This window comes from Mesorhizobium sp. ISC25, from assembly GCF_042295465.1.
Taxonomy (GTDB): domain Bacteria; phylum Pseudomonadota; class Alphaproteobacteria; order Rhizobiales; family Rhizobiaceae; genus Mesorhizobium.
The window spans coordinates 2,853,236-2,869,223 of the sequence record NZ_CP135441.1 but is presented as its reverse complement, the minus strand read 5'-3'; the positions used below and the strand labels follow the sequence as shown (position 1 = coordinate 2,869,223).

Annotated in this window: 18 protein-coding genes; 14 read left to right on the top strand and 4 right to left on the bottom strand. The window is 59.4% G+C overall.

The window, feature by feature from the left end:
- Window positions 1-155: 155 nt before the first annotated feature.
- The 9 genes from RQ479_RS14395 to RQ479_RS14355 all read left to right on the top strand — a co-directional run bounded on the left by RQ479_RS14395 (window position 156) and on the right by RQ479_RS14355 (window position 5,991).
- Complete coding sequence (locus RQ479_RS14395) at window positions 156-947, top strand: alpha/beta fold hydrolase (protein WP_376705590.1); 792 nt, start codon at window positions 156-158, stop codon at window positions 945-947.
- Between the two features lie 65 nt (window positions 948-1,012).
- On the top strand, window positions 1,013-1,771 hold the full coding sequence (locus RQ479_RS14390; RefSeq protein ID WP_376705589.1) for an SDR family oxidoreductase: 759 nt from the start codon (window positions 1,013-1,015) through the stop codon (window positions 1,769-1,771).
- A gap of 81 nt (window positions 1,772-1,852) precedes the next feature.
- Window positions 1,853-2,254 (top strand): cupin domain-containing protein, encoded by a 402-nt coding sequence (locus tag RQ479_RS14385; RefSeq protein ID WP_376705588.1) that lies wholly within the window; start codon window positions 1,853-1,855, stop codon window positions 2,252-2,254.
- Window positions 2,255-2,305: 51 nt separating this feature from the next.
- Complete coding sequence (locus RQ479_RS14380) at window positions 2,306-2,953, top strand: hypothetical protein (RefSeq protein WP_352463948.1); 648 nt, start codon at window positions 2,306-2,308, stop codon at window positions 2,951-2,953.
- Window positions 2,954-3,223: 270 nt separating this feature from the next.
- Window positions 3,224-3,745 carry a carboxymuconolactone decarboxylase family protein gene (locus RQ479_RS14375; RefSeq protein WP_376705587.1) on the top strand — a complete coding sequence of 174 codons (522 nt, stop codon included), beginning with the start codon at window positions 3,224-3,226 and terminating at the stop codon, window positions 3,743-3,745.
- Between the two features lie 137 nt (window positions 3,746-3,882).
- Window positions 3,883-4,320, top strand: coding sequence for a cyclic nucleotide-binding/CBS domain-containing protein (locus RQ479_RS14370; RefSeq protein ID WP_376705586.1), 438 nt, complete (start codon window positions 3,883-3,885; stop codon window positions 4,318-4,320).
- Between the two features lie 127 nt (window positions 4,321-4,447).
- Window positions 4,448-5,182, top strand: a complete 735-nt coding sequence (locus tag RQ479_RS14365; RefSeq protein WP_376705585.1) for a sensor histidine kinase — start codon at window positions 4,448-4,450, stop codon at window positions 5,180-5,182.
- A gap of 54 nt (window positions 5,183-5,236) precedes the next feature.
- Complete coding sequence (locus RQ479_RS14360; RefSeq protein WP_376705584.1) at window positions 5,237-5,518, top strand: GNAT family N-acetyltransferase; 282 nt, start codon at window positions 5,237-5,239, stop codon at window positions 5,516-5,518.
- Between the two features lie 41 nt (window positions 5,519-5,559).
- Window positions 5,560-5,991, top strand: a complete 432-nt coding sequence (locus RQ479_RS14355; RefSeq protein WP_376705583.1) for a DUF1810 domain-containing protein — start codon at window positions 5,560-5,562, stop codon at window positions 5,989-5,991.
- Between the two features lie 68 nt (window positions 5,992-6,059).
- Here RQ479_RS14355 and RQ479_RS14350 read toward each other — a convergent pair whose 3' ends face one another.
- From RQ479_RS14350 to petA, 4 genes are read right to left on the bottom strand one after another with little or no spacing between them, the layout of a single operon-like run.
- A complete protein-coding gene (locus RQ479_RS14350; protein WP_376705582.1) occupies window positions 6,060-6,971 on the bottom strand; it encodes a pirin family protein in 912 nt (303 codons plus the stop codon).
- Between the two features lie 26 nt (window positions 6,972-6,997).
- Window positions 6,998-8,515, bottom strand: a complete 1,518-nt coding sequence (locus tag RQ479_RS14345; protein ID WP_376705581.1) for a mechanosensitive ion channel family protein — start codon at window positions 8,513-8,515, stop codon at window positions 6,998-7,000.
- Window positions 8,516-8,538: 23 nt separating this feature from the next.
- Window positions 8,539-9,834 (bottom strand): cytochrome bc complex cytochrome b subunit, encoded by a 1,296-nt coding sequence (locus tag RQ479_RS14340; RefSeq protein ID WP_376705580.1) that lies wholly within the window; start codon window positions 9,832-9,834, stop codon window positions 8,539-8,541.
- 16 nt (window positions 9,835-9,850) lie between these two features.
- Window positions 9,851-10,327, bottom strand: a complete 477-nt coding sequence (gene petA, locus RQ479_RS14335; protein WP_376705579.1) for a ubiquinol-cytochrome c reductase iron-sulfur subunit — start codon at window positions 10,325-10,327, stop codon at window positions 9,851-9,853.
- A gap of 458 nt (window positions 10,328-10,785) precedes the next feature.
- Between petA and RQ479_RS14330 the strand changes: the two genes are divergently transcribed.
- The 5 genes from RQ479_RS14330 to RQ479_RS14310 all read left to right on the top strand — a co-directional run bounded on the left by RQ479_RS14330 (window position 10,786) and on the right by RQ479_RS14310 (window position 15,914).
- Window positions 10,786-11,370 (top strand): glutathione binding-like protein, encoded by a 585-nt coding sequence (locus tag RQ479_RS14330; RefSeq protein ID WP_376705578.1) that lies wholly within the window; start codon window positions 10,786-10,788, stop codon window positions 11,368-11,370.
- Window positions 11,371-11,709: 339 nt separating this feature from the next.
- The gene (locus tag RQ479_RS14325) at window positions 11,710-12,765 is read left to right on the top strand and encodes an alpha/beta fold hydrolase (RefSeq protein WP_376705577.1); all 1,056 of its coding nucleotides are present in this window, start codon (window positions 11,710-11,712) and stop codon (window positions 12,763-12,765) included.
- Window positions 12,766-12,945: 180 nt separating this feature from the next.
- Window positions 12,946-14,118 (top strand): galactonate dehydratase, encoded by a 1,173-nt coding sequence (gene dgoD / locus RQ479_RS14320; RefSeq protein ID WP_376705576.1) that lies wholly within the window; start codon window positions 12,946-12,948, stop codon window positions 14,116-14,118.
- A gap of 5 nt (window positions 14,119-14,123) precedes the next feature.
- Entirely contained in the window at window positions 14,124-14,900 is a 777-nt protein-coding gene (locus RQ479_RS14315) for an SDR family oxidoreductase (protein WP_376705575.1), read from the top strand.
- A 30-nt stretch (window positions 14,901-14,930) separates the two neighbouring features.
- On the top strand, window positions 14,931-15,914 hold the full coding sequence (locus RQ479_RS14310) for a substrate-binding domain-containing protein (RefSeq protein WP_376705574.1): 984 nt from the start codon (window positions 14,931-14,933) through the stop codon (window positions 15,912-15,914).
- Window positions 15,915-15,988 lie beyond the last annotated feature (74 nt).

Genomic DNA, 15,988 nt, shown 5'->3' with positions numbered 1-15,988 from the left:
GCTACCTCAAACATGCTGCAGGGCACCTGATCTCCCCGGTGACCTACCCTGCACCTTGGCATTGTATGACAGACCCTTCCGCACAATAGGTTGGCGGGCCGCGTCGGCGCATTCTCCTGAGCATTGGTCACCACGGGCCACACGGGAGAAAGCAAATGCGAAACATAACTCGAGTCCTGGCGCTCACTGCAGCGCTTGCCGCGTCGGGCGGCGGGATGGCGCAGGCCGCGAATTCTCAGCCCAAGCCGACGATCGTACTGGTGCACGGCGCCTTCGCGGAATCGTCGAGCTGGGACGCAGTCATCACCAAGCTCAGCAAAGACGGTTATGTAGCGATAGCCGCAGCTAATCCGCTCCGCGGCGTTGCCAGCGATGCGAAAGCAGTCTCAGCCATCGTCCGGTCGGTTTCCGGGCCGGTCGTGCTGGTGGGGCATTCCTATGGCGGGCCTGTCATCACCGAGGCCGCCAATGGCAATCCCAATGTAAAGGCGTTGGTCTACGTGGCGGGTTTCGCGCCGGATACCGGCGAATCGAGCCTTACGTTGTCCAGCATGTTTCCCGGCAGCACCTTGGGGAGCGCGCTTGCTCCAGTCGCGTTGCCGGACGGCGGACAAGACCTCTTCATCGAGCCGGCCAAGTTCCGCGCCCAGTTCGCCGCCGACGTTCCGCAAGAGCAGACTTTGCTGATGGCTGCCACTCAACGCCCTGTTGCACAGGCAGCTCTGGCTGAAACCTCGGGCGTCGCCTCGTGGAAGACGCTGCCGTCCTACATGATCTACGGCTCGGATGACCGGAACATCCCGGCAGCCGTCATGAGCTTCATGGCCAAGCGTGCGCACGCGGTAAAGACCGTCGTCATCGAGGGTGCGTCCCACGCGCTCATGGTTTCGCATCCCGACGAGGTCACGTCACTCATCGAGGATGCTGCTGCATCGGTCAGTCAGTAGCAGGCCGGAAACGCCAGCATCCGATCGAGCAACGAAAATAGACACGCAACACCAGGAGACTAGACATGAAGATCGTCGTCATCGGCGGAACCGGGCTGATCGGTTCAAAGACCGTGGAGAGACTGCGAAACAAAGGACACGACGTGCTTGCGGCGTCGCCGAATTCGGGCGTCAACACCGTTACGGGCGAGGGTCTGGCGGCCGCGCTTGCTGGTGCGCAGGTCGTCGTCGACCTCGCGAACTCGCCGTCGTTCGAGGAAAAGGCTGCCCTGGAGTTCTTCGAGGCATCCGGGCGTAATCTTTTTGCGGCCGAAACGGCCGCCGGCGTCCGTCATCACGTGGCGCTGTCGGTCGTCGGTACCGATCGGCTGCAGGGCATGGGCTATTTCCGCGGCAAGTTGCTTCAGGAAAAGCTGATCAGGGAGTCCGGAATTCCCTACACCATCGTTCACGCCACTCAGTTCTTCGAATTCACCGCCGCCATCGCAAACACGGGCGCCGTCGGGGATACCATTCATATGTCGCCGGCCTACTTCCAACCCATGGCGGCTGACAATGTTGCCGATGCGATGGCGGACGTCGCGGTTGCCGCGCCGTTGAACGGCATGATCGAAATTGCCGGTCCGGAGCGTGTTCGCATGAGCGAACTTGTCGAGCGCTTCCTGAAGGCCACCAACGACCCGCGCAAAGTCGTTCCGGATCCGGGCGCGCTCTACTACGGCCAAGTGGCAATCGACGATCGAACGCTGGTGCCCGGCGACAACGCGCGCATCGGCGCCGTGCGTTTCGATGATTGGCTCAGCCGATACACGCCGCCGAAATAAGCAAACAAAAGCGAACGCCGATCCTCTGATCCATCAGATCAGCACTCTCTTACCATTCGTATTTCAACAAGGAGACCAGACATGATCAAAACACTTCTCTGCGCGGCGGCGCTCGCCGCCGCTTCTGTCACTGCAGCGATGGCCGATGATGCAAGCGTGAAGCTTGTCTACGACCAGGCTCTTCCAAACGTGCCCGGCAAGAGTATGAAAGCCGTGCTGGTCGAGTACGAGCCGGGCGGAACATCGCCGGCCCACACCCATCCCAAATCCGCGTTCATCTATGCCACCGTCCTGGAGGGAGCTATGCGAAGCCAGGTCAACGATGGCCCCGTGAAGACTTATCGCGCCGGCGAAAGTTTCTCGGAATTTCCGGGCGATCGTCATGCCGTCAGCGAAAACGCCAGTAAGACCGAACGCGCTCGCCTGCTTGCGATCTTCGTCGTCGACACCAGCGAGACGGAACTGACGACGAACGCGAAATGAAATCGTAGCCCCTGGGACCATCGGGGCGTACGCGAAGGGACGGTCAGTGACATGAATTCGATCGCCATCCGCACACTTGCGGGGATTTCGGTCCCCGATACACCGCTTGTTGGCCGGGCGATCGAACATGCCCGCCAGCGATGTGAACCCTACTTGTTCAACCACGTGGTCCGATCCTGGCTTTTCGCGGCCCGGATCGGACAGATTCAGAATATCCAGCACGACGCGGAGGTTGTTGCCGTTGCAACCCTGTTGCATGATGTCACGCTCAATGAGGACTTCGCCGGGCCGCGCCGTTTCGAAGTGGAAGGCGCCGATCTTGCCCGCACCTTCGTTCGGGAGGGCGGCTTCGACGAGCGGCGCGCCCAATTGATCTGGGACAGCGTTGCCCTCAACTCGACGCCGTCGATCGGCCTCTACAAGGAGGCTGAGGTGGCGCTTTGCACAGCTGGCATCTGCCTCGATGTCGTCGGCTTGCAATACAGCCTCGTTTCGTCAGCCGAGATTGCAAAGATCATCGGTGAGTTTCCACGCCTCCAAATGAAGCGACGGATGACCCGATGCTTTTGCCATATCGCCGAGGTCAGGCCGGAAACCACCTACGACAACTTTGCCCGGGACTTCGGCGAGCGCTTTGTTTCAGGCTACAAGGCGACTTCGGCAGTTAATCTTGTGATGAACGCTCCCTTCGAAGAGTGAACGCAGTTTCGATCCAGGTCTCTCGATCGACGCCGCCCAGCTCAGCCGAGCCCTTCATATGATCCAAACGCCGCGCGCCTGCCGCATGCCTGCGGCAAAGCGAATTGCCGAGGGCAGCGTTCAGGGTGTCAATTTCCACCTCCTATACTTCGGTTTAGGCGCCCCAAACCAATCGAGCGGCAATACATATCATAGGCACGATAGCAACAGTGTGGCTCACCGGTCATCCTTACGCTGCAATGGATTGCAAACACCTCAAGGAGATAAGTAATGAATATTGCAGCGTCACCGGTCGCTCCGAAAGGAAAAGCCGTCGCCCAACGCGCGAGTTATGCGGAGCAGTCGCCAGAACTTCTGAAGAAATTTATTGAATTTCTTGGTGCGACGCGAGAGGGGTCGATCGAAGAACCGATCCGCGACCTTGTTGCAGTCCGAGCCGCGCAGCTGAACGGGTGCACCTTCTGCCTCGATATGCACGTCAAACAGGCGAAGATCCACGGCGAGCGCGAACTGCGCCTTTACCACCTGGCAGCCTGGCGGGATTCGACCTTGTTCGTTCCTCGCGAGCGTGCAGCCTTGGCATGGACGGAAGTCTTGACCAAGCTGCCCGAGCAGGGTGTCCCGGACGAGATCTACGATCGGGTCAGGTCGCAGCTTTCCGAGAAGGAAATCTCCGATCTGACCTTCGTTGTGATGGCGGTCAATTCTTGGAACCGTCTGAACATCGGCTTCAAACCCGTCCCGGGCTCAGGCGATGCGAAGCTTGGCCTGAGCAAAGCAGCACTAAGCTAATCTTTGGAATGGGTCAGAATGGCGCCAGTTTGCGCGCCATTCTGACCGGACAGGCGAAGGCGCCGAGCTCGGCAACCAAACCCTGGAACCGACCCAGCCTCCCGGCCGCGGCCGCGAGGCGCTCTCAGGAGGACGTCATGCGCATTGACAGTCTGCATCCACTAATATCGGCCCGTCTCATGGTGGTCGATGTCGACGCTCCACTCCGCAGTGCAGCACTCTCACTTTCCAGGCCCGCAATAGGCCTGGTCGTGGTGTGCCACAGCAGTGGGGAGGCGGCAGGCGTGCTGAGCAAGTCGGACCTTGTCCGTCATCTGGCGAATTCAGGGCCAACAGAAGCGCCGATTGCGGCATTGATGAGCACGTCCATCGTGTCCTGTGGTCCCGATGACGACCTTCATTCGGTCTGGCAGACCATGGCCGCGCAAGGCCTTCAGAATGTGCCGGTGCTCGGGGCTGACTCGAAACCGCTAGGCGTCCTCGATATCCGCGATGCGATGAAGGCGCTCTTCAAACAAGAGGAGCTGCAGGAACGGCTGCTTGCCAACTACATCAGCGGGATCGGCTATCAATAGATCATAGTCTCGCATTTGGATATACATAAGTATGCATCGGCATATTCCTAGACATAATGGAAAGTAAATTCTGCAGATTATAGCGTATTGCAGAAAATAGGTGCCGACTTAGCCAGCGGGGAATGAAATGCTTCGTCCGGACATAAAAGAGGATGTCTTCGACAGCCCGCCCGATGGTCCTGGAAGTGATATGTCCGTGCAAATGTCGACCGCCGGCATCGTCCATGATCTGGGCAATCTCATTCAGGTCGCCTCGTCGGCGTTGAATCACCTGGCCCGCGATCCGGGCATCCAAGCGGCTCCGGCGCTTGGGCCTGTAATTGCCGGCGCCAAAACGGCTTTGGAACGGGCTGGTGGCCTTGTCCGGCAAACCATCAGTCTAGCCCGAGAGAGCCACGCGGAAATCGAATACACAAACGTAGGTGCTTGCCTGGCTGAGATTGAGACCCTCGTGCGGAGCGCCTTGGATGCCAATTTCGGTCTTGAGCTTCGGGTTGGGTCCGACCTGCCTTTGGTGAGATGCGATCGCTTTGGATTGCAAAATGCGGTTCTGAATCTTCTGTTCAACGCGCGCGATGCAATGCCTGACGGCGGTTTCATCTCGATCGATGCCGGCTTGGCCTCTGAAAGCTCTACCGCCGGTCAGGTAGATATCCGTGTCGCGGACAACGGTATCGGGATGACCAGCGAGACAATGGTCTGCGCCTTCGATCCGTTCTTCACCACCAAAAGCGAAGGCCTCGGCGGCGTCGGTTTGCCGATGGTGAAGCGCTTTGCCGAGCAATCAGGCGGAAGCATCGATATTCAGAGCACGCTTGGGGCAGGCACGACCGTCACTCTGCGGTTGCCTGCGGTGCGATAGCGGCCCGCCAATCTGCCTCCGGTGACAGACGTGACATACAATCGAGAGATAAAGATGGATGCACAAGTCGTTGAAAACGTCCAACAGCACCGTTTCGAGCTGCCGATTGCCGGCGATATGTTTGCGGCGGCCTATTATCGGCTCGAGGGCGGGAAGGTCGCGCTGATACACACCGAAGTCCCGTCGGAATTTTCCGGACAAGGGATCGCGTCGCAATTGGCGCAAGGGACCTTCGAACTGCTCCGCAAAACCGGCCGTAAAGCGATCTTGAAATGTCCCTTCATGAGCCGCTTTTTCGCCAAGCACCCGGACTACGCAGATGTCGTCGACGGCTAGTCAGGGCACGAATGTTGAGGGTTTTCCAGGGATCCATCCAAATGCACGACGAGTATGATTTGCAGAGGTTCGTCAGCGCGCAGGATCCGGTCTACGACGACGTGCTGGCTATTCTACGTCGAGGCATGATGTGCACTCCCTATATGGAGTTCATCTTCCCAAGGTTGGCCACGGGGCGAGGCGGTACTGCGCCGGAGCCATATGCAATCACATCGCTCGATGAAGCCAGCGCCTATCTCTCATTTCCAATCCTCGGAGCCCGTTATCGGGAATGCGTTGGCATCCTGCAGCGGCTCTCCGGCCTAAACGCTCGCGCAGTCTTCGGTGAGGTTGATGCGAAGAAGTTGCACGCGTCTCTCACGCTGTTTTCCGAAGCAAGCAACGACGAGTTCCTGCTCGAGACAATCTTCGACGTCTGGTTCGATGGTTTGCTCGATGAGGAAACGATGAACGATCTCTACTTGATGTCGTAGTGGTCTGCCTGCGCCACCCGGCGTGAAGCATTGGCGGCGCTGAGGTCACCATTCCGCTGCCTTGTCCCTCACACGCTGCCATCTGGCAGAGGCATGAGCTCATGCTCTCCCGGCACGCGGGGGAAGCGGCGTTCGCGCCAATCCGCCTTTGCCTGCTCGATCCGTTCGGCTGAAGTGGAGACGAAGTTCCAATAGATATGACGTGGCTCGGAAAAGGGCTCGCCTCCTATCAGCATCAGTCTCGCCGCATGGAAGGCAGGCGCCTGGAGCACAATCTCAGCGCCGGGCGCCAGAGCTATCAATTCAGCCTCATGAAACGTACCGAACTGGCCGACAATTCCAACCTCACCGGCGACGATGTAGATCGCACGCTCACGGTATTCGGGTTTCACCTGGTAGCGCGCACTGCTCGTGAGCACAATTTCGGCATAGACCATGTCGGAGAACGTCCTTACCAGCGAGACCAACCCGTCGGACGCGCCGGCGATCAACGTAAACTCGACGCCGTCGGCACAGATCCTCGGTATTTCGGGGGCGCCAAAATGTGCGACATCGGCAGCAATTTCTTCATAGCGGGAGGGGAGGGCGATCCAGGCCTGAGCGCCGAAGAGATTGCTTCCCGAGGCCCGGACTTCCGGTGGCGTGCGCTCGGAATGGACGATGCCCGACCCGGCCGTCATCCAGTTGACCTCGCCAGGACGGATGGTCTGCACTTTACCGAAATTGTCGCGATGGACGATCTCGCCATCGATCAGGTAGGTCACGGCCGCAACGCCGATATGCGGATGCGGTCCCATATCGAAACCGTGACCTGCGTCGAATATGGCGGGGCCGAAATGGTCGAACAGGATGAAGGGCCCGATCATGAGGCGATTCGAGGAGGGCAATGCGCGCCTTATCTTCAGTCCGTCCATAAAATCACGGATAGTCGGCTGGATGAGTGTATCGATGCCTGTGATATCGCTTTGGCGGATGGTCATGGATCTCTGTCCTTCTGCATGCCTTGTCAGCCAGGTGCTCCAACGCGCTTGAACGGAGCGGCGCGAAAGACCGTCTGAATGGCTTTGAGGAGCGCGAATTTGGAGCTCGCGTGGTGCTGTCCGGCGATGCCGCTTTCATTAAAAGCCGACACCCTCATCGACAGGATCGCGGCAAGATCTTCGGCCATTTCGGGCCTGTCGTGCAGCAGCGGCGCAAAGCTTTCCTGGTCTATCTCGTAAACCGTGACGGGGGTCATTGCCCGCAAACTCGACATCTCGCCAATGCCGGCGAGCAATCCGGTCTCGCCGAAGAAATCGCCAGGTGCAAACCGGCCGATCTCCTTCAGTTGATCATCGTCCTCGCCAATTTGCCGGACGATGACTCCCGTCCGTACGATCATGAGCGACGGCAGCATCTCTCCCTGTCGTGCGATGATCTCGCCCTTATGGTAGGTGCGAACCGAGGCCGCTTTGGCGAGCGACTCCTGCTCGGTACCCGTCAGTGCCGAGAATACCGGTATGGAATTGATGAGGTCGATCGGGGTGAAGCCTTGCGAGGCTGCCGTCTCGTGGCTCGGCCGGTTGGTCATGGCAATCGAAGCCGAAAGTGGCTGCGCCAGCAGCATGCCGGTCGACCTTGAATGGCGATAAATGAGATCGAAGATGTCGTTCCGAGCGGTACTTCGCTGGTCAATACTTGCGACGCGAAACGACAACTCGATCTCGATAGCTGCCGCATCCAGGCTTCTGATGGTAACCGAAGGCGAAGGGTCCTGGAGGATTGAATTGCAGCTCAGCAAGACAGTGCGCATGAGATCTACGGTGATCGCCGGCGTCTTCGTTGGCGCCATCTTGACGGTTACGGCAAGTCCATGACTCTCGTCCGGACCGCTTAGATTTGTTACCCCGATCTTGGTGAGAAGGCTGTTTGGCAGCGCGACGACATTATTGGTCGGGGTCAGGAGTTGAGTCGACCGCCAATTGGTCTCGACAACGCGGCCTTCGGTTCCGTCACCCAGAATGATCCAGTTTCCAAGCACGTAAGGGCGGCCGAGGTTAAGCGCGATCCCCGAAAATACGTCACCAAGCGTATTCTGGAGCGCCAGTCCCAGAATGACGGCAAAGACGCCCGAGGTGGCAATGAGCGTTCCGACCGGCACTGCAAAGACAAACGCCAGGATCGACAGGAACATTCCAGCGTAGACGACACCGACCACGACGTCCTGCAGGAGACGTGCCTCGCGCGGCTTTCGCTCAAAGACGAGATAGATACGGACAAATCCGATCAGCGCCCAGGCAAGGTGAACCCACCAGAGCAGCTTGACCGAGCCGATGAGGATCGCTCCTCCGGTTGTCTCGTTGTTCCCTGCGGCCTCGTATGGCACGACGCGCAGGTGGAGAACCATGGCCGACATCGCGAGAAAAAAACCAAGTTGGACGACCAGCTTCGCATTGGCGAAGCGTCTGGGGATGAGGGTCCAAACGACGATCCCGGCGAGGCCGAGCAACACGATGTAGACCAGAGGAGAGTTCCACCAGTTCATGAACGATCACCGCGATGCCCAGTTCAACGTTTAGTCTCCGGCCGGGCGATCGGGCCTCTGCCGCCGGCCTTGTCTTTTTCGAGAACTGCTTCGGTGATCGAATTCGGCAGCCGTCGCGGCTTTTCGATCAGCCCGAGCACCGGCATGGCGATGATGAAGAACGCAAAATAGTAAAGCGTCGCCAGTTGGGACATGACGACGTATGCGCCTTCCGCCGGTCGGGAGCCGAGCCAGCCGAGAAAGAGGGTATTGGCAACGAATAGCCAGAAGAGCACCCTGTACCAGGGGCGATAGACCGCCGAGCGCACCGTCGAGGTGTCGAGCCACGGCACCAGGAACAGCACCGCGATCGAGCCGAACATCGCGAGCACGCCGCCGAGCTTGGAATCGATCGGCCCGATATTGAACGTGATGGCCCGCAGGATCGCGTAAAACGGCAGGAAGTACCATTCCGGCACGATGTGGGCCGGCGTCTTCAGCGGATTGGCGATGCTGTTGTTGTCGGGATGGCCGAGATAGTTCGGCAGGTAGAAGACGAAATAGGCGAAGAAGAACAGGAACACGAGGATGCCGAAGGCATCTTTGACGGTGGCATAGGGCGTGAAGTCCACGACATCGGTTTTCGATTTGACCTCTATGCCGGTCGGATTGTTCTGGCCGACGACGTGAAGCGCCCAGATATGCAAGGTCACCACGCCCGCAAGCACGAATGGCAGAAGGTAATGCAGCGCAAAGAAGCGGTTCAGCGTCGGATTGTCGACCGCGAAGCCGCCGAGCAAAAGCTGCTGGAGCCAGTCGCCGACCAGTGGGACGGCCGTGAAGAAGTTGGTGATGACAGTAGCGCCCCAGAACGACATCTGTCCCCAAGGCAGCACGTAGCCCATGAAGGCTATCGCCATCATCAGCAGGAGATTGGTGCAACCGAGCACCCACAGCAGCTCACGCGGCGCCTTGTACGAACCATAATAGAGCCCACGGCAGATATGGATGTAGACGGCAATGAAGAAGAACGACGCGCCGTTGGAATGGAGATAGCGCAGCAGCCAGCCCGAATTCACGTCGCGCATGATCTGCTCGACTGAATTGAAGGCCAGCCCCGTATCAGGAGCGTAATGCATCGCCAGCACGATGCCAGTCAGGATCTGTGAAACCAGCATGATCGTGAGAATGCCGCCGAACGTATAGGCATAGTTCAGGTTGCGCGGGACGGGATAGACGATGAAGCTGTCGTGCACCAGCCGCGGCAGCGGCAGGCGGGCATCGAACCAACGTTCGATTCTGGTTTGGGGCGTATAGGTCGAGTGTTTGTCGCCGCTCATCGAAATGCCCCCTGCCTTAACCGATGCGGATCTTGGTGTCGGAAACGAACTGGAACACCGGTACCGCCATGTTCTCGGGCGCCGGCCCCTTTCGGATGCGGCCGGCGGTGTCGTATTGAGAACCGTGACAAGGGCAGAGCCAGCCACCGAAATCGCCTTCCTGGCCATGCGGGATGCAGCCGAGATGGGTGCAGACCTGGACCATCACCACCCAGGCTTCCTTGCCCGGCATAGTTCGGTTGGCGTCGGTTGCCGGCGCATCGGCCGACAGGTTGGCGTTGCGGGCAATTGGATCCTTGAGCTCGGCGAGACTGACTGCCTGGCCGTCCTTCCTCTCTTTTTCGGTGCGGTTGCGTACGACCACCGGCTTGCCGTGCCAGTCGACGATCAGCGACGTTCCCGGCGTCAGCGAGGAGACGTCGATCTCGATCGCGGCGGGCGCTTCGACGCTCAATGTGTGCTCGGCTTTGGAGGCTTCGGAAAGGTCGGCCATGATGGCGACTCCTGTTGTTGGAAGCTGCTTCATCGCGTTGGTGGCAATCGAGCAAAAGCAGGCCACGGCTTTCGCCTTTCCAGTCTGCTTATGTCGCGCGAAATATGCCGGCCGTGGCCGGGTGTGAGCCATCGTGCCAACGGCACGTGCGTCCAATACTTTCGTTTAGGATTTCCTGAGCGAAGGACTGGCCGGGCTGTCGATGATGCCATCACGGAAAATTCTGGATTCCTCCAGATAACCGTTGGCCACTGAGCTGGGATATGCCCCGGCATTGCGCACGGCGATCCCGAACTTCAGCCCGACCATACCTCGGGATAGGCACGTCTAGCTGTCGGTGTCGTAGTCGTCGTCCCCGCCAAGTGCGAAGTCTTGGAGCGGTTGTCTTGCGTGGCAGGTTTTCCGCCCGGCGACGACCAATTGCGCCGATTCAATCGGGTTCAGAAAAGGGAAAAGCGGTGAAACTCTACTACAGCCCTCTCGCCTGCAGCATGGCGGACCACATCGCACTGGAAGAGGCGGGTGTTTCCTTCGAGCGCGAAAGCGTGAACCTCAAGACCAAACGAACAGGCTCCGGGGATGATTTCACCACCGTCACGCGCAAGGGCTATGTTCCAGCCCTCGTGCTGGATAGCGGCGAAACGCTGACGGAAAATATCGCCGTCCTCGACTGGATTGCGTCGCAATACCCGGCACTGGGACTGGCTGGGCCGCTGGGCCGTACCCACCTTCTCGAAGCGCTGGCCTACGTCTCAACTGAAATACACCGAAGCTTCAAGCCCATGTGGCACCAAAGCAGCGATGCCGAAAGGGCCAAGGCGAGCGCGACGATTACGAGCCAACTCGAGTTCTTCGCTGAGGGGCTCGAGACCGACTATCTGTTCGGCGACAAACCCACAGTCGCGGATTTTTATCTTTTCGTGATGCTGCTTTGGGCGGCGCGCTTCCACGTCCCTGTTCCCGCGCCTTTGCAAGCGCTTCGCGCCCGAATGGCTGCCCGACCGGCTGTGCGCATCGCAATGGATCGTGAGGGCCTCGTCTAAAGCCGGGGGTGGCTCCGAGCACAAGATCAGACGCAACATATTCTCTCGCCCCAACAGAAGGTCAGGAGTCATTCTCATGCTGCCGTTTCTGCGGATGCTACATCCAGCCGCTTCCAAGCGCCGGGATGGCCTACGTCTCGAATTTCTCCGGAGCGAAATCGAGGAAACGCTGGACCTTACCGACATTCAGTCAGAGCTCGCCGCACTGCCTCCTGGCAGAGTGGTTACAATCCTGGATTCGCCGCAGTCACCGTCGAAATAAGCGCAATATTTCCTGTCCGCCGATGTGGCCGACGGTCTAGTCGTTTCCCACTTGTTGGTCATCATAGAGGCTTCATCATGAATGCGAGTAAGGCTCCCGAGACGGTCGATCATCGCCGTCGGCGCATTGTTGGTGCAACAGCAATGACGTTCGCCGCCACCGAACTCGGCTTGAGCGTGCCGGCAGCCACTTGGACGGTCGAGGCAAGGGCATCCGCGACGCAAGCCAGGCAGAAATCATTCGGCTCGCTCAGACAGGTCAATGCCGGAAAACTGAGCGTCGGATATGCGGAGCTGGGGCCTGCCGTAGGTGCCCCAGTGATCCTGCTTCATGGCTGGCCTTATGACGTTCACACCTACACCGACGTCGCTCCCCTGCTTGCCGCAAAGGGGTACCGCGTGATTGTGCCCTACCTGCGCGGCTACGGCACTACGCGCTTCCTGTCGGACGACACGATGCGCAACGGCCAGCAGTCGGCGCTCGCCGCGGATACGATTGCCCTGATGGATGCGCTGGGGATCGCGAAGGCCACGATCGCCGGCTGCGACTGGGGCGCCCGAACGGCCAATGTCGTTGCCGCGCTCTGGCCGGAGCGTTGCAAGGCGATCGTCTCGGTGAGCGGCTATCTCATCGGAAATCAGCAGGTCGGCATGGTGCCGCTGCCACCGGAGGCTGAGCTTCAATGGTGGTATCAGTATTACTTCGCCACGGATCGCGGCCGCGCCGGCTACGAGAAATACACGCGCGATTTCGCCAAACTCATCTGGCAACTCGCTTCGCCGCAGTGGAATTTCGACGATGACATCTTCCAGCGCAGCGCCGCAGCCTTGGACAACCCGGATCACGTCAGCATCGTCATTCACAATTACCGCTGGAGGCTCGGCCTGGCACATGGCGAGCCGGAATATGACGTTCTGGAAAACCGGCTGGCCGAAGCTCCCGTGATCACAGTGCCGACCATTACCCTTGAGGGTGATGCCAATGGCGCACCCCATCCCGACAGCAGTTCCTACGCCAAGAAATTCTCGGGCAGATACACGCACCGGATCATCACCGGCGGTATCGGCCACAACTTGCCTCAAGAAGCCCCGCAAGCCTTTGCCCAGGCTGTCATTGACGTCGGCGAATACTGATCAGGCAAGCTGAGAGTGAGCTGCTGATGCCTGCGCTTGATGGGTGAGGACATGATGGTTGCGAGCTGAACATCGAGGCGCGGCCTTGGTCCACATCGACGTTGCGCTTGACTCGTCGATATTATTCGTAATAAATCATACATATTGCCTCGAAAAAAGACAGCAGGTCTGGGAGGATCAATGAAAATCACGGCCATCAAGGCGCGCGTCTGCAATGCGGAAATGCGCAACTGGGTCTTCGTTCGCGTCGAAACCGACGAGCCCGGCCTGTTTGGCTGGGGTGAGGCAACGCTGGAATGGAAGACCCGAGCCGTCGTTGGGGCGCTTCAGGATCTTGAAGCCCTGCTCATCGGGCAAGATCCGCGCAATGTGGAGCAGTGCTACCAGATACTTACGCGGCACGGCTTTTGGCGTCTCGGCGTCGAGGGAATGTCCGCCGTCAGCGGCATCGAGATCGCGCTATGGGACATCCTGGGCAAGTCTTTGGGCGTCCCCCTCTGGCGCCTTTTGGGCGGCCAGGTCCGCAACTATCTGCGCACCTATACGCATCTCGGCCTCGGGGACATGAAGGCGGTCTATGAGACCGGATCCACGGACGCGATCGTTGAACGCGGACGCATCGTGACGCAAGCAGGCTACGACGCGGTCAAGGTCGTCTGCATCCCCTACACCCACTACGTATCGCCCGCCAAGGCAGTCGACTCCGTTGCCAACATGGTTGGCTCACTTCGCGAGGCCATAGGCCCGGATATCGACATCATGGTCGATTTCCACGGGCGCCCTGCATCGGTTAACGCGGCGATGGATTACCTCAAGGCAATCGAGCCGGCCCGCATCATGTTCGCGGAAGAGCCCGTTCCACCCGAAGATGTTGCCGGACTGGCGCATATTACGGCGCGATCGGCCGTGCCGATCGCGTCCGGCGAGCGGCTGATCGGGCGCCGCGAATTCACGCACTCGATCGCAGCCCGCGCCTTCAACATTGCCCAGCCTGATATTTGCCACACTGGCGGTCTGCTCGAGACAAAGAAGATCGCGGCCATGGCGGAAACCGCAGGCATCGGCCTTGCGCCGCACAACCCGCTCGGTCCGATCGCCGGTGTGGCTGCTCTTCATTTCGGCATATCGACGCCAAACGTTGTCATTCAGGAGGAGATGTCCGGTGCCGTCGCCTGGTACGACGACGTGGTCACCTGGCCAATTCAGCGTAAACCAGGCCGCTGGGATCTGCCCGAACTGCCGGGCCTTGGCGTCACCGTCAATGAGGACGTGATCGCGCGCCACCCCTTCAAGCAGGAAGTGCTGCATGCCCGCAACGCCGTCATGCCGGACGGCACCGTGGTGGATTGGTGAATGCAATGGCAGGACGGCTGCAAGGAAAGATCGCAATCATCACGGGCGCCGGCCAAGGCATCGGTGCCGCCACCGCCCGCGCCTTTGCAACACATGGGGCAAAGACCGTTATTGCCGAACTGAATGCGGTAAGCGGAAAAGCGATCGCCGACGAATTGCGTGCCCAGGGCGCGGACGCCCTGTTCATCGAGACGGACGTCACCGGCGCATCCGCGGTCGCGGACATGGTCTCCCGGACGATCACGACCTATGGCGGCGTCGACATTCTCGTCAACAATGCCGGTGCCAACGTCTTTTACGAACCGCTGGCGATGCCGGATGAGGAATGGGAGCGCTGCCTCAAGCTCGACCTCCAGGCCGCGTGGTTCTGCGCCAAGGCGGTTTTGCCGACGATGCTGGCGAACGGCTCAGGCTCTATCGTCAACATAGCGAGCTGTCACGCGTTCCAGATCATTCCCCATACATTTCCGTACCCGGTCGCCAAGCATGCGCTTCTGGGCCTCACCCGCTCGCTCGCCATTGAATATGCCGCGCGCGGCATCCGGGTGAACGCGATCGCCCCCGGTTATATCGAGACGCCGATCGCGGAAGCCTACTGGAACACATTCCCGAACCCCGCCGAGGAGAAGCGGCGAGCCTACGACCTCCATCCGCCCAAGCGAATTGGCCGGCCGGACGAGGTTGCAATGACGGCGGTTTTCCTCGCTTCGGACGAAGCGCCGTTCATAAATGCCGAGACGATCACCATCGATGGTGGGCGCTCGGTTCTCTACCACGACTAGCAACCACCATAGAGCTCAGGGAGGATCTTCATGAAAACCACAACAAAGGCTTTGGCGACATTTGCGATACTGGCTGCCGGACTGATGAGTGGCGCAGCAAGCGCGGACGATATCAAGATCGGCTACATCAACAAGATGGGAGACCACCCATGGTTCGTCGCCGAAGTCGGCGGCGCCAAGAAAGCGGCTGAGACGGCAGGGGCTGCATTCGTGTCGCAGGACGTTCAGTTCGACGCCAATTTGACGATCACGACCTTCGATACGATGGTTGGCGATGGCGTGAAAGGCATCGCCATCGTTGTCCCCGACAAGGCGCTGGGACCGGTCATCGCGGAGAAAGCAAAGGCCGCAAAAATTCCCTTGGTGGCGGTGGACGACGATATCTACTACCAGGATGGCACCCAGGTCCCCTATGTCGGCATGAATGCCTACAACATCGGTGCGCGGGTGGGCGAAGAGCTTGCCAAGCTCTACAAGGCTGATGGCTGGGCGGGCAAAGAGGTGCGCATCGCCTCGATCGAGGACCGCAAGGCTGATACCTGCATGCAGCGCAACAAGGGCGCGGAAGAGGCGTTCTTGAAGGCGGTGCCCGATTTCAAGCCGGGCAACATCGTTCGCGTCCCCTACGATAACACGATGGTCAACGCCATCGACGTGATGACCACCACACTGACGGCCAATCCCAGCGTCACGAACTGGATATTCTATTCATGCAACGATGATGGTGTGCTGGGTGGTGCGCGAGCACTGGAGAATGCCGGCTATTCCGCAGACCAGGGCATGGGGATCGGCATCGACGGGAGCCGCGCCTGCGACGCCTTCGGATCCGGAAAGCCTTCGGCATTCCGTGGTACGATGTGGCTCAATTCGGCAAATCACGGCGCACTGGCGGTGAAGATCTTGTTGGCCTCCATCAAGGATGGAACCAAGCTACCCGTGCAATCCTTCACCGATCCGGAATACATCACTGCCGACAATTTTGCGTCGGACTACAAAGCCAAGCTCTGCCACTGAACCAGATATGCGTCATGCGCCGCAGGCGCATGACGCTTTTTGGGCCGGCAGTTCGTCCGCAGGCACACGGGATC